27 protein-coding genes and 1 pseudogene are annotated in these 25824 nt (G+C 62.6%); 5 read left to right on the plus strand and 23 right to left on the minus strand.

The annotated features are described in order from the left end of the window. Window positions 1-99: 99 nt before the first annotated feature. From K3555_RS02525 to K3555_RS02555, 7 genes are all read right to left on the minus strand, one after another. On the minus strand, window positions 100-1437 hold the full coding sequence (locus tag K3555_RS02525; protein ID WP_260007269.1) for an adenylosuccinate lyase family protein: 1338 nt from the start codon (window positions 1435-1437) through the stop codon (window positions 100-102). Beyond that, the gene (locus K3555_RS02530) at window positions 1437-2147 is read right to left on the minus strand and encodes an alpha/beta fold hydrolase (RefSeq protein ID WP_260007271.1); all 711 of its coding nucleotides are present in this window, start codon (window positions 2145-2147) and stop codon (window positions 1437-1439) included. Before K3555_RS02530 ends, K3555_RS02525 begins: the two co-directional genes overlap by 1 nt. Further along, the gene (gene pcaD / locus K3555_RS02535; RefSeq protein WP_260007273.1) at window positions 2140-2931 is read right to left on the minus strand and encodes a 3-oxoadipate enol-lactonase; all 792 of its coding nucleotides are present in this window, start codon (window positions 2929-2931) and stop codon (window positions 2140-2142) included. The genes K3555_RS02530 and pcaD overlap by 8 nt, the downstream gene beginning before the upstream one ends. A gap of 133 nt (window positions 2932-3064) precedes the next feature. Next, the gene (locus K3555_RS02540; RefSeq protein ID WP_260007274.1) at window positions 3065-4261 is read right to left on the minus strand and encodes an endonuclease/exonuclease/phosphatase family protein; all 1197 of its coding nucleotides are present in this window, start codon (window positions 4259-4261) and stop codon (window positions 3065-3067) included. A gap of 45 nt (window positions 4262-4306) precedes the next feature. Beyond that, window positions 4307-5284, minus strand: coding sequence for a threonine/serine dehydratase (locus tag K3555_RS02545; protein WP_260007275.1), 978 nt, complete (start codon window positions 5282-5284; stop codon window positions 4307-4309). Further along, window positions 5281-6111 carry an alpha/beta fold hydrolase gene (locus K3555_RS02550; protein WP_260007276.1) on the minus strand — a complete coding sequence of 277 codons (831 nt, stop codon included), beginning with the start codon at window positions 6109-6111 and terminating at the stop codon, window positions 5281-5283. Before K3555_RS02550 ends, K3555_RS02545 begins: the two co-directional genes overlap by 4 nt. Before the next feature lie 10 nt (window positions 6112-6121). Then, window positions 6122-6808: a haloacid dehalogenase type II gene (locus K3555_RS02555; RefSeq protein ID WP_260007277.1), complete on the minus strand. Its 687-nt coding sequence runs from the start codon at window positions 6806-6808 to the stop codon at window positions 6122-6124. Window positions 6809-6944: 136 nt separating this feature from the next. On the opposite strand from K3555_RS02555, the gene K3555_RS02560 reads away from it, so the two are divergent. Then, window positions 6945-7373, plus strand: a complete 429-nt coding sequence (locus tag K3555_RS02560; protein ID WP_259989791.1) for a peptidylprolyl isomerase — start codon at window positions 6945-6947, stop codon at window positions 7371-7373. A 271-nt stretch (window positions 7374-7644) separates the two neighbouring features. Here K3555_RS02560 and K3555_RS02565 read toward each other — a convergent pair whose 3' ends face one another. Genes K3555_RS02565 through fabA form a run of 3 tightly spaced genes read right to left on the minus strand, consistent with a single transcriptional unit; the run spans window position 7645 to window position 10218 of the window. Next, the gene (locus K3555_RS02565) at window positions 7645-8436 is read right to left on the minus strand and encodes an enoyl-ACP reductase (protein WP_259989793.1); all 792 of its coding nucleotides are present in this window, start codon (window positions 8434-8436) and stop codon (window positions 7645-7647) included. A gap of 6 nt (window positions 8437-8442) precedes the next feature. Continuing rightward, on the minus strand, window positions 8443-9672 hold the full coding sequence (gene fabB / locus K3555_RS02570) for a beta-ketoacyl-ACP synthase I (RefSeq protein ID WP_259994833.1): 1230 nt from the start codon (window positions 9670-9672) through the stop codon (window positions 8443-8445). A 36-nt stretch (window positions 9673-9708) separates the two neighbouring features. Continuing rightward, a complete protein-coding gene (gene fabA / locus K3555_RS02575) occupies window positions 9709-10218 on the minus strand; it encodes a bifunctional 3-hydroxydecanoyl-ACP dehydratase/trans-2-decenoyl-ACP isomerase (RefSeq protein WP_129371999.1) in 510 nt (169 codons plus the stop codon). A gap of 218 nt (window positions 10219-10436) precedes the next feature. Between fabA and irrA the strand changes: the two genes are divergently transcribed. Next, a complete protein-coding gene (gene irrA, locus K3555_RS02580) occupies window positions 10437-10853 on the plus strand; it encodes an iron response transcriptional regulator IrrA (RefSeq protein ID WP_260007278.1) in 417 nt (138 codons plus the stop codon). Here irrA and K3555_RS02585 read toward each other — a convergent pair. Next, the gene (locus tag K3555_RS02585) at window positions 10818-11771 is read right to left on the minus strand and encodes a LysR family transcriptional regulator (protein ID WP_260007279.1); all 954 of its coding nucleotides are present in this window, start codon (window positions 11769-11771) and stop codon (window positions 10818-10820) included. The two genes, irrA and K3555_RS02585, sit on opposite strands and share 36 nt — an antisense overlap. Window positions 11772-11870: 99 nt before the next feature. Between K3555_RS02585 and K3555_RS02590 the strand changes: the two genes are divergently transcribed. After that, window positions 11871-12668: a phytanoyl-CoA dioxygenase family protein gene (locus K3555_RS02590; protein WP_260007280.1), complete on the plus strand. Its 798-nt coding sequence runs from the start codon at window positions 11871-11873 to the stop codon at window positions 12666-12668. Window positions 12669-12764: 96 nt separating this feature from the next. Here the strand turns inward: K3555_RS02590 and K3555_RS02595 are convergent, their stop codons facing one another. The 9 genes from K3555_RS02595 to K3555_RS02635 all read right to left on the minus strand — a co-directional run bounded on the left by K3555_RS02595 (window position 12765) and on the right by K3555_RS02635 (window position 23598). Beyond that, a complete protein-coding gene (locus tag K3555_RS02595; RefSeq protein ID WP_260007281.1) occupies window positions 12765-13805 on the minus strand; it encodes a radical SAM/SPASM domain-containing protein in 1041 nt (346 codons plus the stop codon). Window positions 13806-14359: 554 nt separating this feature from the next. Continuing rightward, entirely contained in the window at window positions 14360-15190 is an 831-nt protein-coding gene (locus tag K3555_RS02600) for an energy transducer TonB (RefSeq protein ID WP_260007282.1), read from the minus strand. Further along, window positions 15187-15570, minus strand: coding sequence for a biopolymer transporter ExbD (locus K3555_RS02605; protein WP_260007283.1), 384 nt, complete (start codon window positions 15568-15570; stop codon window positions 15187-15189). Before K3555_RS02605 ends, K3555_RS02600 begins: the two co-directional genes overlap by 4 nt. Window positions 15571-15580: 10 nt before the next feature. Beyond that, entirely contained in the window at window positions 15581-15958 is a 378-nt protein-coding gene (locus K3555_RS02610; protein WP_259989807.1) for a biopolymer transporter ExbD, read from the minus strand. A 4-nt stretch (window positions 15959-15962) separates the two neighbouring features. Then, complete coding sequence (locus K3555_RS02615) at window positions 15963-16868, minus strand: MotA/TolQ/ExbB proton channel family protein (protein ID WP_260007284.1); 906 nt, start codon at window positions 16866-16868, stop codon at window positions 15963-15965. Then, complete coding sequence (locus tag K3555_RS02620) at window positions 16865-17686, minus strand: ABC transporter substrate-binding protein (protein WP_260007285.1); 822 nt, start codon at window positions 17684-17686, stop codon at window positions 16865-16867. The genes K3555_RS02615 and K3555_RS02620 overlap by 4 nt, the downstream gene beginning before the upstream one ends. Window positions 17687-18299: 613 nt before the next feature. Beyond that, complete coding sequence (locus tag K3555_RS02625; RefSeq protein WP_260007287.1) at window positions 18300-20021, minus strand: OFA family MFS transporter; 1722 nt, start codon at window positions 20019-20021, stop codon at window positions 18300-18302. Window positions 20022-20270: 249 nt separating this feature from the next. After that, the gene (locus K3555_RS02630) at window positions 20271-22235 is read right to left on the minus strand and encodes a cache domain-containing protein (protein WP_260007288.1); all 1965 of its coding nucleotides are present in this window, start codon (window positions 22233-22235) and stop codon (window positions 20271-20273) included. A gap of 4 nt (window positions 22236-22239) precedes the next feature. Then, window positions 22240-23598: a sigma-54 dependent transcriptional regulator gene (locus K3555_RS02635; protein ID WP_260007289.1), complete on the minus strand. Its 1359-nt coding sequence runs from the start codon at window positions 23596-23598 to the stop codon at window positions 22240-22242. Window positions 23599-24085: 487 nt separating this feature from the next. On the opposite strand from K3555_RS02635, the gene K3555_RS24930 reads away from it, so the two are divergent. Together K3555_RS24930 and K3555_RS02640 are read left to right on the plus strand one after the other, a co-directional pair. After that, window positions 24086-24205, plus strand: coding sequence for a hypothetical protein (locus tag K3555_RS24930; protein ID WP_409201688.1), 120 nt, complete (start codon window positions 24086-24088; stop codon window positions 24203-24205). 70 nt (window positions 24206-24275) lie between these two features. Further along, a complete protein-coding gene (locus K3555_RS02640) occupies window positions 24276-24725 on the plus strand; it encodes an enoyl-CoA hydratase-related protein (RefSeq protein ID WP_260007290.1) in 450 nt (149 codons plus the stop codon). 178 nt (window positions 24726-24903) lie between these two features. Here the strand turns inward: K3555_RS02640 and K3555_RS02645 are convergent. From K3555_RS02645 to K3555_RS02655, 3 genes and pseudogenes are all read right to left on the minus strand, one after another. After that, window positions 24904-25017 (minus strand): annotated as a pseudogene (locus K3555_RS02645) (transposase); the annotation flags it as partial. A gap of 106 nt (window positions 25018-25123) precedes the next feature. Further along, entirely contained in the window at window positions 25124-25648 is a 525-nt protein-coding gene (locus K3555_RS02650; protein ID WP_311200039.1) for a transposase, read from the minus strand. Beyond that, a complete protein-coding gene (locus K3555_RS02655; protein WP_260008479.1) occupies window positions 25530-25802 on the minus strand; it encodes a transposase zinc-binding domain-containing protein in 273 nt (90 codons plus the stop codon). The genes K3555_RS02650 and K3555_RS02655 overlap by 119 nt, the downstream gene beginning before the upstream one ends. Window positions 25803-25824 lie beyond the last annotated feature (22 nt).

The following is a 25824-nucleotide window of genomic DNA, read 5'->3' on the forward strand; positions in this document are numbered from 1 at the left end:
CAGGACAAAGACGAGGGATAGGCGGCTATGGCGTTCAGCCCTGCCGCCCTCGTCCGTTTTTGCCGGCAGCACAGGCAATTCTGCTCTCCTTAGCGGATTCTATTCGCCGCCCAGTTCTTCTGTCTTCTTGGCAAATTGCAAGGCTTCACACGGGGCCCGGCCCATCTGCTGTGCCGGATCAAACAGGGCTGCCGCGTCCACATCCGGGTACGTCAGCGCCACCAGCTCCTGCAGCGGGGTTCGTGTGGATTGCGCTTCCTGGCACAGCATCTTGACCGCCGCCTGCGCATCAGGCCGCGGCATCTTTGCGGCGAGGGCAAAACTCAACGCCTCGGCGTGGATTATGCCCAGCCCGTCCGACAACGCGGATGCCATGGCCGCCGCATTCGGCGCGAGGCCGGCGCAGAGCGCCCTTCCGGTCTTTGCGGCACTGGCTGCGCCCAGCACGATTTGGGGCAGGCACATCCATTCGGTGAACCAGGCCGCCCCGTCACGCTGATGCTGCTGGATTGAAGCGCCCTGCAGGACGGAAAGCAGACCGCTGCCCTGCCGCGCCAGCGCCGCCAGAACCGAAGGCGCTACCGGGTTTTGTTTCTGCGGCATGGTTGAGGACGCGCCGGCACCACCCAGCGAAATCTCCCCGATACCGCTTTGCACCAGCGCGGTGCCGTCCTCTCCCAGCTTGCCGAATGCCAGCGTCACGCGCGCCAGCCAGTCCGCAATCCGCAGGACCGGGGTGCGGTTGGTATGCCAGCTGTGTCCGGGATCGCCCAGCCCCAGCCCATTGGCCATGGCCGCACGTACCTCGGCTGCTTTCGGTCCCAATGCAGATGAGGTTCCCGCAGCGCCCGACAAGGACACCAGCAGGCAGGAGCGGCGCAAGCCAGGCAGTTCCTCCAGCAACCCCAGCAGCGGCGCACCCCAGCCCGCCGCCACCGCACCGAAGCTGGTCGGGGTGGCGTACTGGCCATAGGTGCGGGCGGCCATCGGCAGCTCTGCATGTGTTTTGGACAATGTGCCAAGCGTTTTTACTGCTGCGGTCAAATCCGTTTCTATCAGCGCCAGCACCTGGCGCAGCCGCAGCATCAGCGCGCTGTCCATGATGTCTTGCGAGGTGGCCCCCCAATGCACGTACTGCGCGTGCTCTGGCGCTTTCATTTCTTCCCGGAAGGCCGCGACCAGCCCTGGCACCGGCACGCCGTTCTGCCCTGTGGGCCGCTTCAAAACACCGGGATCAATGGCGATTTCCACCACGGCCCGGCTGATTGCGGCGGCGCTTTCCTGCGGGATCACCCCGGACGCGCCCTGCGCCTTGGCCAGCGCGCCTTCCACCAGCAGCATGGCGCGCACTTCGGCGCTGTCGGAGAACAGGCGGCCGGCATCGCCGCTGCCAAAAAGATCACCGTACACCTGGCTGTCAAAGACGGAACCTGCCATCAGAAGTCCTTTGCGATGTGCCCGATCAGATCGGCGAGCCCGTCGGGGTCCGCAAAGAAGGGCGAATGGGATGTTTGCATGTCGTAGACTCGCTGCGGTGGCAGCTGCGCTGCCATTTGCGCCTGGTATTCCGGCGGGATCACCCGATCGCCTAAGCAGCGGATATAGGCCTTGGGCACGCCTTCGAACCGTTCAGACAGCTGGACCGCTGTGTCCTGGGGCCGGATCGGCTGAAGGCAGAGGTTCTGCAGAGCAAAGCGAACAGTTTCCGCCGGGCAATCGTGATAGAATAGGTCCGGCGCGGTATCGGGCAGGAACCTGTAGCCTGTGCTGGCCGGGTTCTTGGCAGTTGCGCCCTGCAGCGTCTGCCGGGGTCCAGCCTTGCGCATATCGATCAGGGACATGCCGCTGACTGGGATGTAGGCACAAAGATAGATCAATCCGCGCAGGTTTTCAGGTGCTGCCTCAGCCGCGGCGGAAATGGGGAAACCGCCCCAGGAGTGCCCTAGCACAAGGGTGTCCGGAGTGGAGGATGATGCGATGGCTTCAGCCGTTTCTGCCAAAGTGACGCTTGCCGGATCCCGGCCGTCGCCATGGCCGGGGAGGGTGATTGCACGGGCGCTGTGGCCGGTCGCTTCCAGCGCCGGGATCACATCGCGCCAGCACCAGGCGCCATGGCAGGATCCATGGATCAGAAGAACCTCAGCCAATGTGCCCGGTCTCCTGCAGGAAAGCGGTCAGGCGTTCAGCGTATTCCTCTGGCTGCTCGACGCAAGGGATATGGCCTGCGCGGCGGATCAGGTGGAACCGGCTGCCGGGGATCAGATCGACCGTCTCGCGCACCAAATCGGGCGGTGTGGCGCCGTCCTCCGATCCCGCGATGCCCAGGCAGGGAAGCCGCAGACCGCTGGTCGGCGTATAGAAATCAGTGCCCGCAATTGCCGCGCAGCAGCCGGCATAGCCATCGCGGGACTGTTGAACCAGCATGTTGTGCCAAAGCTGCAGTTGAGGCGACGCTCGATAGCCGCGGGAAAACCAGCGCTCCATCACGGCATCGGCCAGTGCCCCGATACCCTGCGCTTGCACCATCTGCACGCGGTCCTTCCACATCTCGGCGGTGCCGATCTTGGCCGCAGTGTTCGACAGCACCAGCGCCCGGATCTGGTCCAGCCGCTTCACTGCCAGCCCTTGTGCAATCATGCCGCCGATTGACAGCCCTACGAAAACACAATCGCGCACCTCCAGATGATCCAGCAACCTTTCCGCATCGCGCACCAGCGCGCCCATCGAATAGGGGGCCGGCGGGCAGGACGACAGCCCATGGCCGCGCTTGTCATAACGGATAACGCGCAGGCCCGCAGGCAGCAGGTCTACTACCGCATCCCAGACCCTGAGGTCAGTGCCCAGCGAATTGGCAAAGACGATGGGCGCGCCATCCGCGTCGCCGTCAATGCGGTAGTGAAGCTGGACATCGCCCAGGTCTGCGATCTGCATGAAATGCCTCATTGTTGTTCCGCCGCAATCTACCTGCGCCGGGGCGGTGAGGTAAACCAGCCGCCTGCCACAGGCGGTGGAATTTTCTTGAGGAAGAAAATTGGCCGGAAAGATCTGATTTTTCCGATGCTCCTCAGCTACGCAGCTCCATATGGGCCATGATCTGCCCATGGTCTGATGCCAGCTTGTTATAGGGCGCCTCCGGGTGGCTGCCGTCGGTCAGATGATCGTTGAAGACACTGTAGTACTGCATCTCCCCCAGCGCGCTGCTCCAGGCAGGGTCGAAATGGCGCGACATGTAGATCTGGTCAATGCTCTCATGCACGCCGCCAAAGGCGGTGGTGTAGACCACGTCACGCAAGCTCTTCTTCAGGAACATTTTCTCAGCCGATCGCAACCGCACCCGGTCGATGGCTTCGTGGATCTGCCTGTCTTCTTCTTCGCTGTAGCGGTCACCGCCGTGCTGGGCATCATGGCGCAGCATCCAGGCGTAGTTCTTGAATGGTGCCTCGCCCGAAATGATTTCACTGCTGACCGCGTGTTCGCCGTCATTGAAATCCCCCAGCACCATCACCGGGCGGCCCTGTTCCAACTCGTCCAGCACCGCACGGCGCAGCACCCAGGCTTCTCCCATCCGCCGTAATGCCGCACGCAAGGAGCCCAGGGCACGGCCCGCGGCGTCATATGCTGTCAGCACGGATTCCGGGGCGTAATCCGCCCCTTGCGGTGTGATGTATTCACCCAGCTTCGATTTCAGATGGCAGTTGAAGACGGTGATGACCAGATCGCCAACCGGCACGCGCACTTTCAGAATCGGGCGCGACAGGCGGCGCAGGGTATAGAACCCGGCGTCGTCATCTTCGCCCAGGCAAGCCATCGGAATGTCCAGCGGTTGCGCCAGCTCCTGGATCACCTCTGCGTCGCCTTCAAATCCGAACCGCGACAGGACCGCAAGACCTGGGCGCCGCTTTCCAGGCTCGCCAGTGTCATTAACATTCGGAGCGAATGCCAGCGCAGCCTCAGCATAAGACCCATAGGCCAGCTTCTGAAAAATCGCCTTGCGGTGATAGCGCTTGGAGGGGTCGGGGATGCTGGCTGCATTCGCCTCGGCCCCGCGCCGGTCCGCCTCGGTAATCACCTGGCGCAGCGGTGCCTCTTCAAAGATCTCTTGAAACCCAACGATATCCGCATTCAGCGTCAGCAACTGGTCGGCCATCCAATCTGCTTTCCAGGCGTATTCCTCGGGCGTGTAGCTTTGAAAACGGTAGTATTCCCGCTCCGGTCCGATCAGATTTTTGACATTGAACGAGGCGATGGTGAAACGTGTCATGAACGGCCCCCTTGGCTGCCGGACGGATTCCCGTGCGGTCAGAGTTCAAGCATAACGCGCCAGCGCCTCCTGGAACAGCGCTGCATCCACATTGCCGCCAGTGGCGACTGCAATCACGGCCTCGCCGCCGATCTTGTCAGGGTGGAACAGGGCCGCCGCCAGCGACGCAGCCCCACCGGGTTCCAGAACGATCTTCAGCCGCAAAAAGGCCATCGCCATCGCCCGCAGCGCTTCCTCTTCGGTGATGACCAGGCCCGGCCCGCACAAGCGGCTGAGGATGGGAAAGGTGATTTCTCCCGGTTGCGGTGTCAGGATCGCGTCGCAAATAGAACCGGACGGGCTGGGGTTCTGCTGGATTTCACCAGCGGCCAGCGAGCGGGTCACGTCGTCGAACCCTTCCGGTTCCACCGGGCGCACCCGCAGGCCCGGTGCGCGCGCCTCCAGCGCCAGAGCGATCCCCGACGATAATCCGCCGCCGCCGCAGTTGACCAGAACCTCTGCCTTGGCGACGCCTTTGTCAGCGGCCTGTTCCGCAACCTCCAGCCCGCAGGTGCCCTGACCGGCAATCACCAGCGGTTCGTCATAGGGTTTGATCAGAGTCAGCCCGCGTTCCCCAGCTTGCCGGGTGCCAACGGCTTCGCGGCTTTCGCCGCCGGCGCGGTCGTACAAAACAACCTCGGCGCCCAGGTCACGGGTGTTCTGGATCTTCAGCCGAGGTGCATCGGCGGGCATCACGATAACAGCAGGCGTTTTGTGCGCTTTGGCTGCTGCGGCCACGCCTTGCGCATGGTTGCCGCTGGAATAGGCAAGCACACCCCGTGCGCGGGCCTCTTCCGGCAGCGCCGAGACCGCCGACCAGCCGCCACGGAACTTGAAGGATCCGGTGTGCTGCAGGCATTCCGCCTTCACAAACAGACGCCGTCCGGCGATTTCGTCCAGAAACGGCGAAGACAGCAGCGGCGTGACGCGGGCATGGCCTTTCAGCCGCGCTGCCGCAGCTTCGATCATGGCGATTGAGGTCATTTGATCTGGTCCAATAGGGAATGGATGAGGGCAAGCGCCTCTGGCTCGTCCAGAAAGGGCACATGGCCGCGGTTTGGAATTTCCACGGCTTGCAGCGCAGGCAGGCGATGCTGCATTTCCGCATAGGTTCCGGCGCTCAAAATGTCCGAATTTGCGCCGCGGATGATCCCGCAGGGCAGGCCGTCCAGGGTCATAAAAAGAGGCCAGATATCCGGGGGAGGCCCCGCCTCCGCTTGCGCCAGCAGCGCGTCCCGCAGGCGCGGATCATAGCGCAGGCTGAGTCCGCCGGTATCTTCATCGTAGAATGCCTCGGCCTCCTCGCTCCAGCGTGCAGCCGGGACACCGGGAAAGGCCGGCGCCATCAGGGCAGAAAGTGCTTCGGCAGCCTGTGCATGTGTCTTTGCAGCTGGGCGCCGGCCAACGTATTCCATGATCCGGGCAATGCCATCTGCGGGGATCTCTGGGCCGACATCATTCAGGATCACCGCTGCAAGCTGGTCTTTGGCGATGGCGGCCAGTGTCATCGCCACCAATCCGCCGCGCGAGGTGCCCAGAATGGCAGCGCGGCCCAATTCCAAATGATCCAGCAGCTCCAGCACATCCTGCGCCTCGCGCAGAACATTGTAGGTCATAAAGTCCGGATCATGATCCGACTGCCCCCGTCCGCGGGCGTCCAGGGTGATCATCCGGCAGCCTGAGGCATGAGGCGCAAAATAGCGAAAATCGCGGCTGTCCCGGGTCAGGCCCGCCAAGCACAGCAGCGGCACACCCTCTCCGGCATCGGAGTAATGCAACTGCAACCCGTCTGAGGTTTCAAAAAACGGCATGTGTGAACGATTATCCCTTGGCCAGATCGGGAATTGTGGTGAGGTCCGGCAGGATATGCGCCGGCTTCCAGGGCAGCCTGTCAACAGGCTCGCCCGCCCGGTTGACCCAGGCGGTGACAAACCCGTAGCCCGATGCCCCCGCCGCGTCCCAGCCGTTGGAGGAGACAAACAACACCTCCTCGCGGGCGCAATTGAACCGGGCACCAACCAGATCGTAGACGCGGGCGTCGGGCTTGAAGATGCCGACGCTCTCCACCGACAGCACATCATCCAGCACATCGCCCAGCCCGGCGGATTGTACTGCACCATCGAGCATGGCAGGGGATCCGTTGGACAGGATTGCGGTGTTTATGCCGGCGGACTTCAGCGTGTTCAGCATTGCGGGCACTTCCGGATAGGCCTGCAGTTGCCAGTAAAGATCCAGCAGCCGCTGGCGCAACGCGGCATCTGCTGCCAGCCCGGCCGCCTCCATCGCCCAATCAAGCCCGTCCTGCGTTACATCCCAGAAATCGGCATGGGCATTGGTGATCGCCCGCAGCCAGGTGTATTGCAGCTGCTTCAGCCGCCAGTTGCTGGCCAGCTCTGCCCAGCTGTCCTGCAGATGCGGAAACTCTGGCTCGCTGGCGGCCTGCCGCGCTGCAGCGGCCACATCGAACAAGGTGCCGTAGGCGTCAAAGATACAAGTTGTAATTGGCATGGGGCGCTCCCTTTGCCGGAGCGTTGCACGAAGCCCCGGGCGGGCAAAGCGGGAAATTGTATCCATACGGGTTTACATCACATTCGCGGACGCTAGGCTGCGCCCCTTTATAAACCCGCAACCGATTGGAGGTCATATGACCGGGGTAAAGAACGGCGACACCGTGCGCATCCATTACACAGGCAAGCTGACGGATGGCACCGTTTTCGACAGTTCCGAGGGCCGTGATCCGCTGGAATTCACCGTCGGTGCGGGACATGTGATCGCGGGCATGGATGCGGGGCTTGAAGGCATGTCCGTGGGAGAGAGCAAGACGCTGGATATCCCCTGCGCCGAAGGATACGGCCCGATCAACCCCGCCGCACGCCAGGAGATCCCCCGCGAGGGCATCCCCGAGGATATCCCGCTGGAACTGGGTACTCAGCTGCAGATGCAAAGCCCGGACGGCCAAGTGCTGCCGGTGACCGTGGTCGAGGTCGGCGACGAGACAGTCACCCTGGATGCCAACCATTTCCTGGCGGGCAAAGATCTGGTTTTCGATATCGCGCTGGTCTCGGTATCCTGATGTTCGGTCTGCGGGCAAGCGGCACTCCCGCGCCCGCAGGTCTTCCGGCTGTGCCGGAAAACGCTTGGCGGCCTTGGGCGTGGCACTGCGCCACGCGCAGTGCCACGCCCAACGGAAGCGGGCTTTGCCAAAAGCCCGGCGACGGGCGGGAGTGCGCCGGATAAGAGGCAGGCGAACGCACTGCAAAGCTTCGGCGTCCTGAAACCACTGCTGGATAAGAAAAAAGGCGCCTCCATGGGCGCCTTTCCAGATGTCAGCGGTTTCTACCTGCTTACAGATAATCCTGCTGCGGCATTCCCAGCACGTGGAAACCGCCATCGACCCGGATGATTTCACCGGTCGTGCAAGAGCCTGCATCAGACGCAAGGTATACTGCGGTGCCGCCGACCGCCTCCAGCGTGGCGTTGTCGCGCATTGGCGCATTCTGGGCTGTATGCTTGAAGGTCTTGCGTGCGCCGCCGATGGCAGCACCGGCCAGTGTCTTCATCGGGCCGGGCGAAATTGCATTCACCCGGATGCCCTCGGGGCCCAGGTCGTTGGCCAAGTAGCGGGTCGCGGATTCCAGCGCTGCCTTAGCCACGCCCATTACATTGTAGTTCGGCACCACCTGGTTTGATCCCTGATAGGTCAGCGTCAGCAGGGTGCCGCCGTTTTCCTTCATCAGCGGATGCGCACGGCGTGCCACTTCGATGAAGGAATAGGCAGAGATATCCAGCGAGTTCTTAAAATTCGCCCGGCTGGTGTCCAAGAACCGTCCGGTCAGCTCGGATTTGTCCGAATAGGCAATTGCATGGACCACGAAATCAATCGACGGCCAGCGGCTGCCAAGCTGTTCGAACGCCGTATCAAGCGAGGCGTCGTCGGTCACATCCACGTCGACCATAAAGTCCGAGCCGACGCTCTGTGCCAGCGGCTCCAGCCGCTTGCCAAAGGCTTCGCCCTGATAGGTGAAGGCCAGCTCGGCACCGGCTTCGGCCATGGCCTTGGCAATGCCCCAGGCGATGGAGCGGTCATTGGCAACGCCCATAATCAGGCCGCGTTTGCCGGTCAGCAGTCCCGCCATCGTCACTTATCCCTTGTATTTGCTCAGAACCATCGAGCCATTGGTGCCGCCAAAGCCGAAGCTGTTGGTCATCACCGAATCGAGGCCGGCGTTTTCCACCAGTGCGGTGGCAATCTCGCCCGGCTGAATGCCTTCGGCGAGGGTATCAACATTGATCGACGGCGTGATGAAATCATTGTCCAGCATCAGCAGGCAGAAGATCGCCTCTAGCGCGCCGGCAGCGCCCTGGGCGTGGCCGGTCATCGACTTGGTCGAGGAAATCGGCGGTACCTCGCCTTCGCCGAATACACGGCGCGCGGCCTCGACTTCGCCGACGTCGCCGACCGGGGTCGAGGTGCCATGTGCGTTGATATAGTCCACCTTGCGGCCTTCAGGCAGGGTCGACAGCGCCAGCCGCATTGCCCGCTCGCCGCCTTCACCAGAGGGCGCCACCATGTCGTGGCCGTCGGAGGTGGCGGCAAAGCCGGTCACTTCGGCGTAAATTTTGGCACCGCGGGCCAGCGCGTGATCAAGGTCTTCCAGCACCACAATGCCGCCGCCGCCGGAGATCACGAACCCGTCGCGGTCCTGGTCAAAGGCCCGGCTGGCTGCGGTGGGGTCATCATTCTTCTTCGAAGACATTGCGCCCATAGCGTCGAACAAGCAGCTAAGGGTCCAGTCCAGCTCCTCGCCGCCGCCGGCAAACATCACGTCCTGTTTGCCCATCATGATCTGTTCAGCCGCGTTACCGATGCAATGCAGCGAGGTCGAGCAAGCCGAGGTGATCGAATAGTTGACGCCTTTGATCTTGAACGCCGTCGCCAGGTTGGCGGAAATGGTCGAGGACATGCACTTTGGCACGGCAAAAGGGCCGATGCGTTTGGTGGCGCCTGTTTTGGCGACCACCTGGTGCGCTGCCAGCATGGCCGAGGTCGACGGGCCGCCGGAGCCTGCCACCAGGCCGGTGCGCTCATTCACAACCTGATCTTCCGAGAGACCTGCATCGGCAATTGCCTGGCTCATCGCGATATGGGCGTAAGCCGCACCTGGCCCCATGAACCGCAGGGTGCGCTTGTCCACATGCTGGGCAGTGTCGATTTTCAGCGTGCCGGCCACCTGGCTGCGAAAGCCGTGCTCAGCCATTTCGGGGCTGGCTTCGATGCCGGATTTACCGGCTTTCAGCGCGGCGGTGACCTCTTCAGCATTGTTCCCGATGGAGGAGACAATCCCCAAACCGGTGACGACGACGCGACGCATAGGCGTACTCCTTGGATTCGATCAAACGGATAGAGGTCAGCTTTCGTCTGCCAGCCCGACCTTCATGTCCTTGACTTGATAGATTTCTTCACCATCCGCCAGTACACGGCCATTGGCAACGCCAAGCTTAAGCTTGCGGTCAATGACACGGGTGAAATCCACGAAATAGGTGAGCATTTTACGGTCGGGTTTGACCATGCCTTTCAGCTTGACCTCGCCGACGCCCATGGCCATGCCCTTGCCGGTCATGCCGCGCCAGCCCAGATTAAAGCCGGTCAGCTGCCACAGCCCGTCCAGGCCCAGGCAGCCGGGCATGATCGGGTTGCCTGGGAAATGGCAGTCGAAGAACCACAGGTCCGGGGTGATGTCGAATTCCGCAACAACATGGCCTTTGCCGAACTCGCCGCCATCCGCACTGATGTCTGTAATGCGGTCCATCATCAGCATCGGCGGTGCCGGCAGCTGGGCGTTGCCCGGCCCAAACAGCTCGCCCCGCGCGCATTTCAGCAATTCGTCCTTGTCAAAGCTGCTCGGGTAATCGGCCATTCGGGCGTATCTCCTGCCTAGGGTCTGGTCTATAAGTATATCTGGCTTCGTGTAACACCCGGCCAAAGGGTCCTGCAAGGGGACCCCGCGTCACTTCCTGCGCTGAATGTGCCACACGCACACAAGAAACACCTGCCTAGCTGCGAATGAATTTCATTTGAAAAACCCTGGGTGTTGCACCTATATATACGGTCAGCAACGCGATGCAGGATCTGCTCATGACGCCAAACAGCGAAGACACAGCCACCCGCTGGCTGACAGAGGCCGGGCTAAGACCCACCCGGCAGCGGGTGGCGCTTGCCGAATTGCTGGTCGGCGACGGCAAACACCGCCATATCACCGCCGAAAGCCTGTTCGAGTCGGCCAAGAAGAAAGGCGCCGCCGTATCGCTGGCCACCGTCTATAATACTCTGCGCGCCTTTTGCGACGCCGGCGTGCTGCAAGAGATCCCGCTGGACGGCTCCAAAAGCTATTTCGACACCAATACCCACGATCATCCGCATTTCTTCTGGGAGGATGAAGGCCGCGTCAGCGACGCGCCCGCACAGGAACTGGTGATTCACAAACTGCCGGAAGCCCCCAAAGGGATGGAGATCGCCTCAGTCGATGTGGTGATCCGCCTGCGCAAGGTCTGACCTGCCGGCACTGAGCTCTGACCTGCGGGCACTGAGCACTGTGCACAGAATGGCACGCGCCTTAAAGGCCGGCGAAGCGTCCGGCAATTGTCTATGCGCCGCCAGAATCACCGGCTCCTCTGCGGCTTGGTCTGTGATCCGAACAGCGCACAATGGCTTGCCATCATAACTCATCCCGCCAGGCGGCAGGCTGTAGCTGATGCCGACACCTTCGCCATTGGCGGCCAGGCTGCGCAGCAATTCCAGCGAATCCGCCCGGTGGGCAATCCGCGGCACCAGCCCCTGCGACTTGAACAGTCCCAGCATGTGCTGCACAGATAAGCCTTCCTGTGACAGCACCAGCGGATGCAGCACCACCTCTGCCAGGGTAAGGCCGCTGCGCGTTGCCAGCGGATGTTCAGGCGGCACCAGCGCGTGGGGTGATAACCGGTCCAGTTCCGCCCGGCTGAACCCGGCATCCAAACCCAGGTCATAGGTGATAGCCAGATCCGCTTCGCCTTCGGTCAGCGCATGGATCAAAGGGTCGAACCCGCAGGCACGGTGGCGGATCTCCACCTCTGGCAGCGCTTGGCGCAGGGCCTTCAGCGCTGGTGCCAGCAGGAACGGCGCAAGGTCCGAGAAACAGGCCAGCATTAGCCCTCTTTGCCCGGCACCGGAGCCTTTCGGGTCTTCCAGCCGCCGGGCATGATCCAGCAGTTCCTGCGCATGTGCCGCGAAATCCCGGCCCTGGGGTGTCAATGCCAGCGCCGCCCCGCGGCGGCGCAGGAACAGAGAATAACCAAGGTGGTCTTCGATCCGGCTGAGGGCTGCAGACAGGGCTGGCTGACTTACATGCACCGCCTCGGCCGCTGCGGACAGGCTGCCATGCTGCTCCACGGCGCAGATGTATTCATAATGGCGCAACGTAAGGTATAACATGAAGTTAAGTGTATAATAGAAAGATAGTATTTGAAACTATGCCCTTTGACCGGCAGGAATGACGCATCAGAATTGCATCATTCAGCAGCGGAGGCCGCTATGGTCCACCCCCTTATCACCCCTGAACACATCGAACAGTTTCAGCGCGACGGCGTTGTTCTTATCCGCGGGTTGTTTGCCGAACAGGTTGAGCTGCTGCGCGCCGGGGTGGCCGCCAATATGGAAAACCCTGGGCCATATGCGTCGAATAACGAAAAGGCCGGCCAGACCGGGCGCTTCTTTGACGACTACTGCAACTGGACCCGGATCCCCGAATTCCAGCAGGCGATCAAGCAATCCCCGGCTGCCGAAGTTGCCGCTGACCTGATGAAATCCACTTCGGTGCAAATGTTCCACGATCATGTTCTGGTCAAGGAACCGGGCACATCAATGCCGACCCCGTGGCATCAGGACGGGCCATACTATTTTGTCGAGGGGCAGCAGACCATCAGCTTCTGGTCGCCGCTGGATGAGGTGAAGGAAGCCGCATTGCGCTGTGTGGCAGGCTCCCACAAATGGGAAAAGGAAGTGCTGCCGACCCGTTGGGTCTCTGAGGAGGATTTCTTTGCGGACGAAGGGCAGTATATGGCTGTTCCTGATCCTGATGCCGAAGGTATGACCGTGGTGGAATACCCGATGCAGCCGGGTGATGCGATCGCCTTTAACTATAAGACGCTGCACGGATCCCGCGGCAACACCTCAACTGCGCGCCGCCGTGCGTTTTCGCTGCGGCTGGTGGGCGATGATGCACGCTGCGTCGAGCGCCCCGGCCCCACATCGCCGCCATTCCCGGGGCATGGAATGCAGCCCGGCCAGCGGCTGCGCGAGGATTGGTTTCCGGTCCTGCTGCAGCGGTAACAGGGGAGGGGGCTTTGCCCCCTCAGGCCTGGCGGCCTTCACCCCCAGGGTACTTTAACCAGAAAGAAGCAGAAGCGGGCAGCCTTGGCCGCGCGCTTATTTTTTCAGATCACGGCGGATGCCCATGTTTTCGGCGTTGGAAAACGAACAGGTTTTGCAGATGCCGAACTGTTTGAGAAAGCCGCGCTTGCGGGCGCGGGCGGCTTCATCCGAACGGTAGGCGGCAAGGAAGCCGTCCTGCTCGACATTGGGCAGCTGGATCACCTGGTCATAGTCGATACAGCACAGGCCCAGATCGCCGTTCCAGAACACCACCGACTGAAACAGCGGCACCGTGCACATCGCATGGCTGGTGTGGCGCGGGTGGCGGCGCAGCTCTTTCTGACGCGGCAGGAAATGCGCAAATTCGCGTTTCTGATCGTCAGAGGTGTAGGAGCCGATCGAGAATGTCTTGAACCGCACCCGGTCAAAACCGGCGTTGCGCGCCCAGGCCTCCATTTCGTCCATCTGCGGTTCGGAATAACTGGTCAGCAGTGTCTGCAGCACTGTGACCGGGGTCTTGAAGCCCAGGTCCTTTTTGATGTTCAGGAATTCTTCAATGCTGGCCTTGACCTTATCGAAGTCGGAATTGACCCGGTAAGTTTCCTGCGCCTGCTTTGAAAAACCGTCCATGCACAGATTTACGCGGGCAAGTCCCGAGCGGATCAGCCGTTCGCTCATGTCCGGAGTGAGGCGGGTGGCATTGGTCGACAGATAGGTGTCATGGCCGTTTTCATGAGCGTAGGCGATGAAATCGGGCAGGTCTTTGTGCAGGGTCGGCTCACCCGAGAAGCTGAAATAGATCGCGGGCTTTTCCCGCTGGTCCTTGAAATCGTCGATGATCTTGCGGAACACGTTCGGCTTCATCATGCCGCGTTTGCGCTGCATGGCAAAGGTGACCGGGCACACCGGGCAGCGCAGGTTGCAGCTGTTGGTGGCGTCGATGATAATGATCTTTGGCGGCCGCCGGAAATACGCCAGCGGCAGCAGCCGGGCCAGCATATGCAGAGCCCGTTCATGCAGTGCCGGCGGTTTGGCGGGCAGGTCCGGCTGCGCTGTTTCCGGCTTCAGGTCCGGAACGGGGGCTAGATCTTTCATGCGTTGGCCTCAATATGCTGCGTACGGGATCCACCTTAAGGGCCGGGAGAGGCGAGGCAAGCCTTTGCGGGGTCACATTGCGTGAGCATTACGTGAGCGGCCAAGCAGCAAAGCTGCACCTGGCCTGTTCGGAGAAGAAGCCCGCAGGCAGCCAATAAGAGCTGCATTGTGTGTGGAAACGGAAACTCAAAGCAGCGGTCACCGCCGGGTTTGGACGGAATTGCTGCCTTCTATTGGAGTCAGCTGTGCACCGCATAGGGCAGCAATATGCTGAATGATGAGCGACGACTGGCGGCTGCAGGCCGGCAGAAGAGGCATCTGTGACCCGATCCAAGACAGCGTCCGGGAGCCGATCCCAGGGCCTGCCATGGACATCGTCCAGCCGCATCAGCGAAACAAGAAACACGCGGCAGGCGCCCGCCACGAGGGTCTGCGCGCCGAAGGAAGGACAAAGCCGCGCACAGCCCCCGCCTGCGTCGGAACTTGCGGATTGACCTTGAGCCTCGGGATCTGGCCCTCCGGCGGGGTTGGCTGGAGCAGCAGGTTTCCGGCGGTTATTTCGAGAAACTCATAGGCAGGTTGAAGCTGATTTGATTGATCTGCAGCTTTTTCGGCGCCGATGGGAACTTGCCGGCCCGGGCGACGGCTTGCAGGGCCGCCTGATCAAAGGCTGCGACGCCCGATGACCTGGCAATCCGGTGGCTCAGCAGCTGGCCCGACCGGGAGACGGTAAGGCGCACCACGACCTGGCCTTGGCCGCTGGCGCCGGCGGGATAGCGTTTGCGCCGTTCCACACGGGCGCGGATCTTGGCGCCCCAGATACTGCGCAGTTTGGCCCGGCGGCCGGACTCTGCTGTTGCCGCCTGTGCCCCGCCTGATTGCCCGGCCTGAGCGCCGCCGCCCGATCCGGCGGCCCGCTGTTCGGCCTGGCCGGCCGAGGCCTGTTCGGATTTACGGGCCTGCTGCGGTTGCGGCTTGGGCGCGGGTTTTTGCTGCGGTTCCGGCTTTGGCTCTGGTTTCTGCGGCTTTGGCGGTGACGGTGGCGCAGTGTCGATTTGCAGATTATCCGCCCTTGCCGGCGCGGATATTGCAATCTGTGCTGCGGCCCGCGGCGCCTGGTCAAGTGCCAGTTGCGGCAGGGAAGGGACGTTGGCCGGCGGCAACGGGTCAACGTTTTGGGCTGTGATCTGCGGGGAAGTCTGCGGCGGCTTCTCCCAGGCCTCGGCCATTTCCGCTACAGCTTCAGGCGCCGCCTGGATTGACACCATCGCCGTGCCGCCCGCGCCGCTGGATTGCGCACCGGAACCAGGCACGCGGGCAAACAGCGCCACATGGATCAACACGGCAATGCCGGCAAAAACGGTGAATTCAGCGGCACGTTTCATGGCTGGCGGACTACCAGTTCGGCCTGGCTGAAGCCAGCTGCCGCCAGCTGGCGCAGGAGGCGGGCCAGGGCTTTTGCCTCCAGCCGGGCGTCGGCGCGCAATTGCAGAACCGGGGTGCCGCTGCTGACCGCAGCCAGCCGCGTGAGGGCTTCGCCGCCTTCAGCCCCATCGAAATGCATCCGTCCTTCGGCATTGATGTACAGCACAGGCCCGGCTTCGGGGTCTGCCTCAATTGCTGCGTCCGGCGGCGCTACCTCAAACGGGTCAGGCTGCGCCAGGCGGGAGGTCATCAGGAAAAAGATCAGCAGCAGGAACACCACATTGATCATCGGTACGATGGATTCAGTCCGCGGACGGCGGGGCGCCTCTGTCAGGTCCATGCGCGGCTCCTTATTCCACCAGCACAAAATTGCTGTAGCCTGCCTGCCGCAGCAGCCCGGTCACATCGGTGATACGCTGCAAGTCGGCGCCGTCGCGGCCGCGCAGGATCAGCATATCGGTGGGTTTTTCCATCAGCGGTGCCAGTGCCTGGGTCAGGTTGCTGTCTGCCACCGGTACGCCATTCACATCCAGATTTCCCGCACCGATTCCGACCAGCCGCGGCGGCCCCGAGTAGCTGCCGCCCTGGGCCGCCAGCGGCAGCTGCAGCACCGCATCGGTGCCAAAGCGCGACGCCAGCATGAAGAACACCAGAAGCAGAAACACCACGTCGATCATGGGCGTCAGGCTTGGCTTGCGCCGCGGTTTCAGGGTTTCGGTGAACTCCATGGCTCTATTCGGCCGCCAGTTTCAGCGGCTGCGGATCATGGGCGATAAAGATACGGGCGGCACTGTCTTCAAGGTCGCGGCGGATGCGGGTGATCACCGCTTCAAACCAGGTCAGCGCGGCAGAGGCGGGGATCGCCACTGCCATGCCTGCGGCAGTGGTCAGCAACGCCTCCCAGATGCCGCCTGCCAGCAGCGCAGGATCAGCCTTGGAGCCGGCCGCTTGCAACGCCTGGAAGGCGGCAATCATGCCCAGGACGGTGCCCAGCAGGCCCAGAAGCGGGGCGATGGTGGCAATCAGCTCCAGCGCGCCAAGACCGGTGGCCGCGCTGGCGAGATGCAGTTTGGCCACCCTGGCGGTTTCCTCGCGGGCGCGGTCCTCGGGCAGGGCAGCGGCGGCGGTCAGCGCTGCGCTGACGACTTTGGAGCGCACCCCGATCCGGTTTTTGACGATCGCTTGGGCCGCGGTGCGGTCCCCGCGTTCAAAGGCTTGCACGGCCAGTCCTGCCTTGCCGCGCGACCAGGCGCCGATCAGCGCCAGGCGCCAGATCTTCCACAGTATCAGGGCCATTGTAACAACCGACAAGGCGGCGATCGCCCAGATTGAAGGGCCGCCATCGCGCAGGAATTTCAAGGCCTTGGATGAAGCGTCACGTGCCACCTGTGCCAGTTCATCCTGGCTGGCGGGCGGGACTGACGGGGGCACTGGGCCCGCCTCGGCTGCTGTCACCGGTTTCCCGCTTCCCTCCGGCACTTCAGTCACGCGCGCGCTGGCTGGAAGTTGAGGCACAGAGGCCCCGGGCGCGTCCAATGCAATCTCCGGCACCGGCGCGGAAGGGGTTTCCTGGGCTGCCGCCCAGGCCGCGGTCAGCATCAAAAATGCCGCCAGCGCTGCAGGGATACGAATGGTCATGTCTGGCTCCAATATGCTGCGATGTAACTGGTTTTAGGATTTGTCTGCTCTGCCTTGAGCGCTGCGCGCAGGTGCTGGGATTCGGCCTTATCACAGGCAAACCAAAGGGAATACCCAAGGTATTGCCCCCGCTCCGCCAGCGCGCGTTCCGCCAGCAGGACGCGGCCATTGGCGGCCTCGGGCACTTGGAGCCCCAACGCCTCCAGCAAGGGGCTGCGGATGCCGCGGCTGGTATAGGCTGCGGTCTGGCCCGCCCAGGACAGGGGCGCGCTGGCGCCGTCCCATTCGGGATGTTCCCCGCGGATGGCGGATACCCGGCTCTCGATCCGGGTGATGACGGTCTTGTTGCGTCCGGAGGTTCCTGTGGTGGCGCCAAGCGTGTGCAGCACTTCCTGCCGGGGCGTGCCATTGGAGCCGAACTCAGCCCGTGGGGCGATGGCCGGCGCAACGCGCGAAAAAAATGCGTCGTCGCGCCAGGTCATGCCGGACCACCGGCCAACGATCAGCTCCGGCTCCAGCACCGCGATCTTCTCGAAATTGATTTCGCCTTGATACACCGCCGGGCGGGCGTCTCCCAGCGCATCGTTGCTCCAAGGCCACGCGCCGGAGCGGTCCTTGCCATGCCATTTGCGCAAGGCGATTGGGGTCTGGCCCAAGGCCAGCAGAAAATTATGCCCGAAAAAGCGGACAGAGACGATGCGTTCGGATTTGGCAGGCACGGCGGCCAAGCTGGACTGGTGTTGTATTTCTACGGGAAACGTATCCGTTGCGGCGGGCAGAGCGGTGGCCAGCAGCATGGCCGCCGCTTGTACCGTCATTCCAATTGTCCGTTGCAGCAGGCCACAGCAGATCGGCTGCGCGGGATTGGCACCCGGAGGTTTCAGCCACAGCCTCAGCGTCACAACATCTCTCCAGCCGGCTGCCTCAGGAGGTTCTGAAGGCCATGTACTTTGGGGTGGCTGGACTGACGGCGGAAAAATAATCCGCCAGCGTCTTGCTGAACTCGCGCCCATATGGCGCGCGGGGATTCATAAGAAACCTTAGTTGTTTTGTCAAGAATGTTTTGCGTGCCAGCAGGCAGGGCACAGTTTCAAGCTGGTGTTCGAGGAATGCCAAAACCATTTTGCCATTGGCCTTATCCACCGGCTGTGCCGCCGCGACCTTGCTGGCACGGTCAATGGCTGCAAAGAGATGGAGCTTTCAGCCGCTTCGCAACCGTCTTCGGTGTGATGCCAAGCTTCCGGTTCAGCTCCGCGATCGAAGCCTGCGTATCTTGGGACATTGCAGCGCAACACCCCGCCGGGTGACAGGGTGCGGCGCGGCCATCACGACGTATGTCCCATAGTGATTCCGTCCACTCCTACGCAATGATCACACCATCAAACTGCGGGATCAAATGGCCGGGGCGCACTGGGCGCCCCGGCTGCGGTTTTATTCGCCGGGTACGGCCTGAAGCTCCGGCTCATCATGGTGGTGATGCTCTTTAACCGGGCGCATCAGCAGGTTGGCAAAGAAGGCCACCGCCAGCAGCGCCGCCATGCAATACATGGTGGTATTGTAGAGGCCGGGGGTCGGATCCAGAGTGCCGGCCGGGGCGATCTCCATCAGTTTGGCGATGGTCACGGTTTTGGCCGCAACCAGCTGATCCAGCTGCGCCACGGGGGCGCCGAACTTGGCCGCAAAGGCAGCCGGGTCGACTTTGGCTGCCAGATCCTGAACCGCGCTGGTCACCGACATCTGCCGTAGCGAGGTGATGGCCAGCGGCCCAAGAACCCCTGCGGTCGACCAGGCTGTCAGCAGCCGGCCGTGGATGCCGCCCACATGCATGGTGCCGAACATATCGGCCAGATAGGCCGGGATTGTGGCAAAACCGCCGCCGTACATCGAGAAGATCAGCATTGTCGCCAGGTAGAAGCCCGCCAGATAGATCAGCGACGGATTGGCTGCAGCGGCAGAGGCGAAATAGGGGATCGACAGATACAGCACGGTGCCCAGAATGAAAAAGCACATGTAGGTGGCCTTGCGCCCGATATAGTCTGACGCAGAGGCCCAGAAGAACCGCCCGACCATGTTGAACACGGAAATCATCAGCACATAGGTTGATGCAAAGGCGGCGGTTGCCACCAGCGGCATCACCGAACCGAAGATCTCGGACATCATGGTCTTGGCAACCCCGATCACGCCGATGCCGGCGGTCACGTTGAAGCACAGCATCACCCACAGCTGCCAGAATTGCGGTGTCTTCAGCGCCTGGTCGATATGCACGTCGTTCTGGGTCACGAGGCCCGAGGCGGCGGGTTTCGGTGTCCAGCCTTCCGGCGTCCAATCCTTGGCCGGAACCCGGTACTGGAAGGCGGCCAGGATCATCACCACAAAATAGACGATGCCAAGCGTCATGAAGGTCTGCGCAGCGCCAGTGCTGCCGGTGCCCACCGCATAGGCGCCGGCTTCGCCGCCAAAGGCAGCTGCCTGGGTAGCGCTGGCAAGCACCACCTCGACCTGGCCCTGGGCTGTCTGGGCAAACACCCGGCCGTTTTCGACCACAGTCTGCACGGCGTCCTGGGTGCCGAGATAGGTGGGGGCGGTCTGGTACAGGCTCAGCAGCCAGCCTTTGACCGGTGCAGCGATCATCGCGCCGCCGCCAAAGCCCATGATGGCCATGCCGGTGGCCATGCCGCGGCGGTCGGGGAACCAGCGGATCAGCGTCGAGACCGGCGAGACATAGCCCAGACCAAGCCCGCAGCCGCCGAGCACGCCGTAGCCGAGATAGACCAGCCACAGCTGATGGCTGGAAATGCCGAAAGAGCCGACAATGAAACCGCCGCCCCAGAGCAGCGCGGCCACCACGCCGACCATGCGGGGGCCGACCTCTTCCAGCCATTTGCCGGCAAAGGCTGCGGCCAGGCCAAGGCAGACGATGGCCACCGAGAAGATCCAGACCACCGAAGCCAGGCTCCAGTCATCGGCGCTGGAGGCGATCACCCCCAGTTCGCGGGTCAGCGGCGGATTGAAGACCGACCAGGCATAGACCGAGCCGATGCAGAGGTGGATGGCGATGGATGCCGGCGGCACGCGCCAGCGGTTAAAGCCGGGTCCGGCAGTGATATGGGCCTTGTGCAGGATCCCCAGCCCGCCGGGTGATCGGTTGCTCATGTGTTGTCCTCCCTTGTGCTGTTCCGGCTGCTGCAACCTCCTATTGCGGCGGTCCGGAATGGCGTTCGGCAATGTGCCGTGGCTTGACAAGGGCGGAGGATTGCCACAGCTGTCAATTAAATAATTTAGCAATAACAATACCTTATCGTGACACTTTGTCCACTGGGGTCAGTGCCGCAGGGCGGTGCCGGGACATTCTGTCCGCACCTGTACGGCGGTTGCGCCGGGATTTGCGCCAAATTGTCCGGATCAGGCATCAGCCGGGCAGGGCAGAAAAATTTCGAAGCGGCTGCCCTGTCCGGGTTGCGACTGGACAGTGATCCGCCCGCCTGCGCGACTCACCAGCTGGTGGCTGATCGACAGGCCCAGCCCGGTGCCCTGCGCCTGTTTGGTGGTGAAGAACGGATCGAAGATGCGGTTCTGCAGCTCGGGCGGAATGCCGGTGCCGGTATCTGCGGCGGCCAAAAGCACTCCCTCCGGGGCATCTTCAGCGGTCAGGGTCAGGCGGCCGCCAGCGGGCATGGCCTGCACTGCGTTGAGGATCAGATTAACCAGCACCTGCTGCAATTCGGTGCGCGACATCCGCACTTCGCGGGTGCTGGTCAGACGGGTCTCTGCCTCGACCGAACAGGCGTCGAGCTGATGACGGGTCAGCACCAGGCAGTCCGACAGCACCTCGGCCGGGGAGATCAGCCCGGAGGCGCCGGAGTATTCTTCGGGGCGGGCGAACTGCAGCAGTTTTGAGACGATCACGCCGATCCGGTAGACCTGATCGTCGATGAGGCGGAATTCCTCCTCGACCGGGGCGGCGTGTTCGCCCAGTACCGAGCGGGCGAGGTCGAGATTGCCCTGGATCACCGCCACCGGGTTGTTGATCTCATGCGCGACGGAGGCGGTGATTTCACCAACCGCGGCGAGCTTTTCAGAGACAATCAAACGTTCGGTGGTCTGTTCCAGCCGCCGGTTCGCCTCGCGCAGGTCAGCTGTGCGTTCCCCGACCTTGGCTTCAAGGCTTTCACCCCAGTGCCGCAGTTGCCGGTCGCGCTCCTGAACCTGGTCCAGCAGGCTGTCGAAATGGGCGGCCACGCGGGCAATTTCGCCGCTGGCAGCCTGCGGGCGGTTGCGCGCAGTGAAGTCGCCCTGTTCAACACGGGCGATGGTCTGGTTCATGCCCTCGAGAGGGCGGAAGATGCGCCCGGCCCACCGCAGGAAGATCGGCACCGACAAGGCGGCGATCAGCAGAAAAGCGCCCCCCAGCGCCAGCACCGAGCTGCGCTTGGCCTGGCGGAACGGGGTTTCCAGAAAGCCGACATAAAGCATCCCGGCCCGGCTGCCGCGGCTGTCGAGGATCGGTTCATAGGCGGAGATGTACCAGTCATTCACCACAAAGGCGCGGTCGAGCCAGATTTCACCGCGCCCCAGAACCTGGCCGCGCACCTCGGCCGAGACCCGGGTGCCAAGCGCGCGCACGTTTTCGAACAGCCGCACGTTGGTGGAGATCCGCACGTCCTCGAGAAATAGCGTGGCGGTGCCCTGGCTGCCTTCCGGCAGGCTTTGCTCGCGGTAGACCAGCGCGTTGATGGTGTCGATGAAGCCGAGATTGCGGTTCAGCAGCCGCCCGCCGGCCAGAAGCGCGGGACGGCCATCCGGCAGTGTGACCGGAGCGGCCGAGTGAATGATCATGCCGCGGGTTTCGGCGCTGCGGCTGGTTGGCACTGCAGCTTCGGTTGCGACCAGCGGGATGGCGGCGCGGGCGGCAAGGCCGGGGGCCAGCGTATCAAGCTGGGCGGCGTTCAGAATGTCGACGGCGCTTTGCCATTGCCCGGCCAAGGCACCGCTCAGAACCGGCCAGTCGGCGGGCGTAAACCCGGGCTGGCCGCCGGGGCCTGTAAGATACAGGAAATCAAGGCCGAGCCGGGTCTTTTCCTGCGCCAGGAAATCCGCCGTGCTGCCCGCCGTCAGCGCGCTGCGGAGGCGGACCGATTGCGCCACCGCGTCCAGCTGCTCACCCGAGGTGGCGGTCAGCCGGGCCAGATACTGGTCGGCAATGGTCAGATCGCCGGTCACCTTGCTGATCAGCAATCCGTCGATTTTGTCCGACCAGCGCCAGGTGGTGAAACCCAGCAGCAGCGGCATCAACACCAGCATCGGCATCAGGGCAATCACCAGCAACCGGACCCGGACCGATTGCAGCAGCGCGCGCAGGCGGTTCATGGGCTTACAGTCCCCAGGCCGCGCATTTGCGGTCGATTGTCTTGCGCGAGACGCCCAGCTGCCGCGCCGCTTCGCTGCGGTTGCCGCCAACGGCCTCCAGTGCCTGCAGGATCTCGCGGCGTTCGACCTCCTCCAGTGGCAGGATACTGGCCGCGGGCCGGGCAGGCGCCAGCGTGTCCAGGGAAAAGCTGCCGAAGATCAGGGAGCGTTCAATGAAGTTCCTGAGCTCGCGGATATTGCCGGGCCAGTCATGCCGCAGCAAAGCCGATTTGATGCCGGCTGGCAGCGCCAGCGGCGGCAGCTGCAGCTGTGCGGCGATTTCAGTCAGGAACAGTTCGGCAAGGTCAATTATGTCGGAGCCGCGTTCGCGCAGGGGCGGCATCGCAATGTCGATCACGTTGATGCGGAACAGCAGATCGGCGCGGAAACTTCCGGCGTCCACAGCCTCGGCCAAAGCGCGGCTGGAACTCATCACAAAGCGCAGATCAAGCTGCACCGTGCGTTCGGTGCCGATCGGGCGGATGCGCCCGTCTTCCAACACCCGCAGCAGCGTGCTTTGCGCCGAAGGGCTGAGCTCGCCGATTTCATCAAAGAAAACAGTGCCGCCCTGCGCCGAGGCCAGCAGCCCTTCGCGGCCCGCCGGGGCGCCGGGAAAGGCGCCGGGGGCATGGCCGAACAGCTCGTATTCGATCACATCAGCCGGGATGGCGCCGCATTGCACCGGCACAAAGGGCGCCCCGGCGCGATTGGAGCGCATATGAAGGTGGCGGGCGGCGACCTCCTTGCCGGTGCCGGAGGCGCCGCTGATCAGCACTGGTGTTGAAACCTGAGCGACCCGGTCCAGGGTGCTGCAGACCCGGGCAATTGCGGGGGAGGTTCCGACCAGTTCGCGGCGGCGGCGGCGGCCGGCGCCGGTGGTTTCCAGCTCGCGGCGCAGCAGCATGTTTTCCCGCTTTAGGCGGGCGGTTTCCAGACAGCGGCGCAGGGCATTCAGAATCTGGTTCGAGCGGAATGGCTTAAGGATAAAGTCCGACGCACCGGCGCGCAGAGCGTCGATCGCGGTTTGCAGATCGGCATAGGCAGTGATCAGTATGGTGTCGGTAAAGCCGCCGTCACGGCGTTGCTCCGCCAGCCATTCGAGGCCTTTCTGGCCAGGCATGATGTTGTCGAGAATCATCACGTCATATTGCCGGGTGTTGAGCAGGGCGGCGGCAGCTTCGGTGTTTTCGGCTTCATCCACCAGCCGGCACAGAGGGCGCAGGGTTTTCACCAGGAAATTACGCATGCCCGGCTCATCGTCCACAATGAGTATGCTTGCCAGTTCAAGCGGGTCGGTCAGCGCTGCCAAATCTGTAATTGTCATACCTGCCGCTTTTCGGTGGGGGCGGGGATGGACTATTGTCGCTTTCCAGCGGTTTGTCGAGAGAACAGATCCATCAGCCGGGGCTGGGCTGATTTGCATAGCTGGAATGAAGCAACGAGGTTGCCAACGTGTTTGCAGCAAGTCGTCACAATACCAATGCCTAGCGCGGCTAAATGCGTCAGGGCGCCGTTGCAGAAATTTGCGCCCGTAAGATTCACATTTAGAAACCATGCAATCAGACGGGTTTCATGACGAAGCCAACGCCTGCCCGCTACCGCACGGCAATCTGCCCGCAGCGACCCTCAACACGCCTCGTTGGAACGTTGGGCAGCATTTCCACTTCACTCCAAGATCAAGGACCCCGCAACATGGGCGCTGAAAATACCGATACCGCAGGTGTTGTTGTCGAGCGCTTGGACGCCGCCCTGCGCCTGACATTCCCGGTGCCGCAAAAAAGAACGCGATAGGCAGTGGCATGTATCTCAAGATGGGTGAGGCGCTTGATGAAGCTGAGGCGGATGCCTCAATCCGGGCCGTTTGGATCAGAGGTGCGGGTGGCGCGTTTACAAGCGGGAATGACATAGACGACTGTTCGCAAACAGGTTGACGGTGACGATTGGCCGGCGGCCCGGTTTATCGACGCTCTTGTCACGTTTCCCAAACCGATTGTCGCGCAGGTGGAGGGTCTGGCGATCGGCATCGGAACAACCATGCTCCTGCACTGCGATCTGATTTGCGCGTCCAATGACACGCAGTTCCAATTTCCGTTTGTAAATCTCGGCCTGGTACCTGAAGTCGGCGCATCCTATCTGCTTCCACGGTTAACCGGGCAGGCAACGGCGGCCGAGTTGATATTGCTGGGCGGTATGTTCGGTGCCGAAGAGGCGGTCACTCTCGGCCTGGTCAACAACGCTCTGCCTGCAGATGAGGTCGCACAGGCAGCGAAACCAGCTGTCATGGCTCTCGTCAAACAGCCACCCAACGCTGTCATCAATTCAAAAGCCCTTCTGAAGGCACCTCTGACCGGAAATCTGAGAGATCGAGTTCGCGACCAGATCGTGCAATTCGGTGCGGGCATCAAATCCGAAGAATTTACAGAGGCACTCACCGCATTCATGGAAAGATGAGAGCCCACATATTGAGTTGTGCTGAAATAAGAAGCTGATGTCATTGCTGCCGGCAAAGTCAAGGAACGAACGTTGATGATTAAAAGCAAGAAGCAGAAGCCAATTTAGTTCGAAAGCATTGAAAGAACACGAAAGTCACTCTTGCGATGGGCGTTGTTGGGCAACTCGAGCCTGAGAGGACGCGCAGGTTCAGCGGCCCGTCGGCACGGCGATACGGGATCTGAATGGCAAGGGTCTTATACCGGCGGCACAGCGTTGAATAATCGGGAACGGGCCAGTCCAGCCTCGCCAGAGGTCTGCAACAACACCGTGCAGGCCGTGGTGTTAGGGCGGGGCCCGGCGCGACCTCGGCCTGCGTTGGAAAACCCTCCCAAGGTGGACGCCGCACGGGCCTGGGATCAGCCTATGGGGAAAGCGCGCCTATGGCTGGAGGCGGGGCTTGCACAGGCGCAATGGTCTGGTGGATGCGGGCTGCTCCCTCGGTGGTGCGCGCGGCATCGGTCTTTGACCGCGCCGGAAGATATCGATGATGCGCATCGGGCCGCCGCAGCACGGACAGGGCGCGCGAAGGGCGGTTTGGCGTGAGCGGCCCATTTGGTCTTTCGGAGCCGCGCGAGCCAAGCGGTGAACACCTTTGCGTCTGCCCGCCCGCTGAGGCCGCCGAAGAAGGCCAGTTGGCCAGTGCGGTGCAACTCCATCAACCCTTCGAGGAAAAGGCGTCTGAAGAGTCTGGGCAGGACACGCAGATGCAGAAGGAAACCCGGTTCGCAGGCCAGCCGCCGGGTGCTGTCCGGTGACAGGCCTCTATCGAGGGTGATCATGCGGATGCTGGGATGATGCGCCAGCGCTGATCCCCAAGTGTGGAGCACGCTGGTCATTCCGGCGCGGGCGCCGGGGCGCTTGGGGCCTGCGGCGAGGGTCATGACCGTTCCGGCCGAGACGCGGAACTGCAGGCCGCAGACCATATGGAAGTACCGCCAAGGGCAGCAGGTCTTCGGCCCGCGCTGCCAACCAGCCGCGCGCCGCCGGCCCCTGGCACTTCGGGTAGTACCGGTTCTTGTAAGAGCTATAGGCGATGTGATGGTGGCCGCACTTGGCG

The sequence above is a fragment of the Leisingera sp. M527 genome (genome assembly GCF_025141525.1).
GTDB lineage: Bacteria > Pseudomonadota > Alphaproteobacteria > Rhodobacterales > Rhodobacteraceae > Leisingera.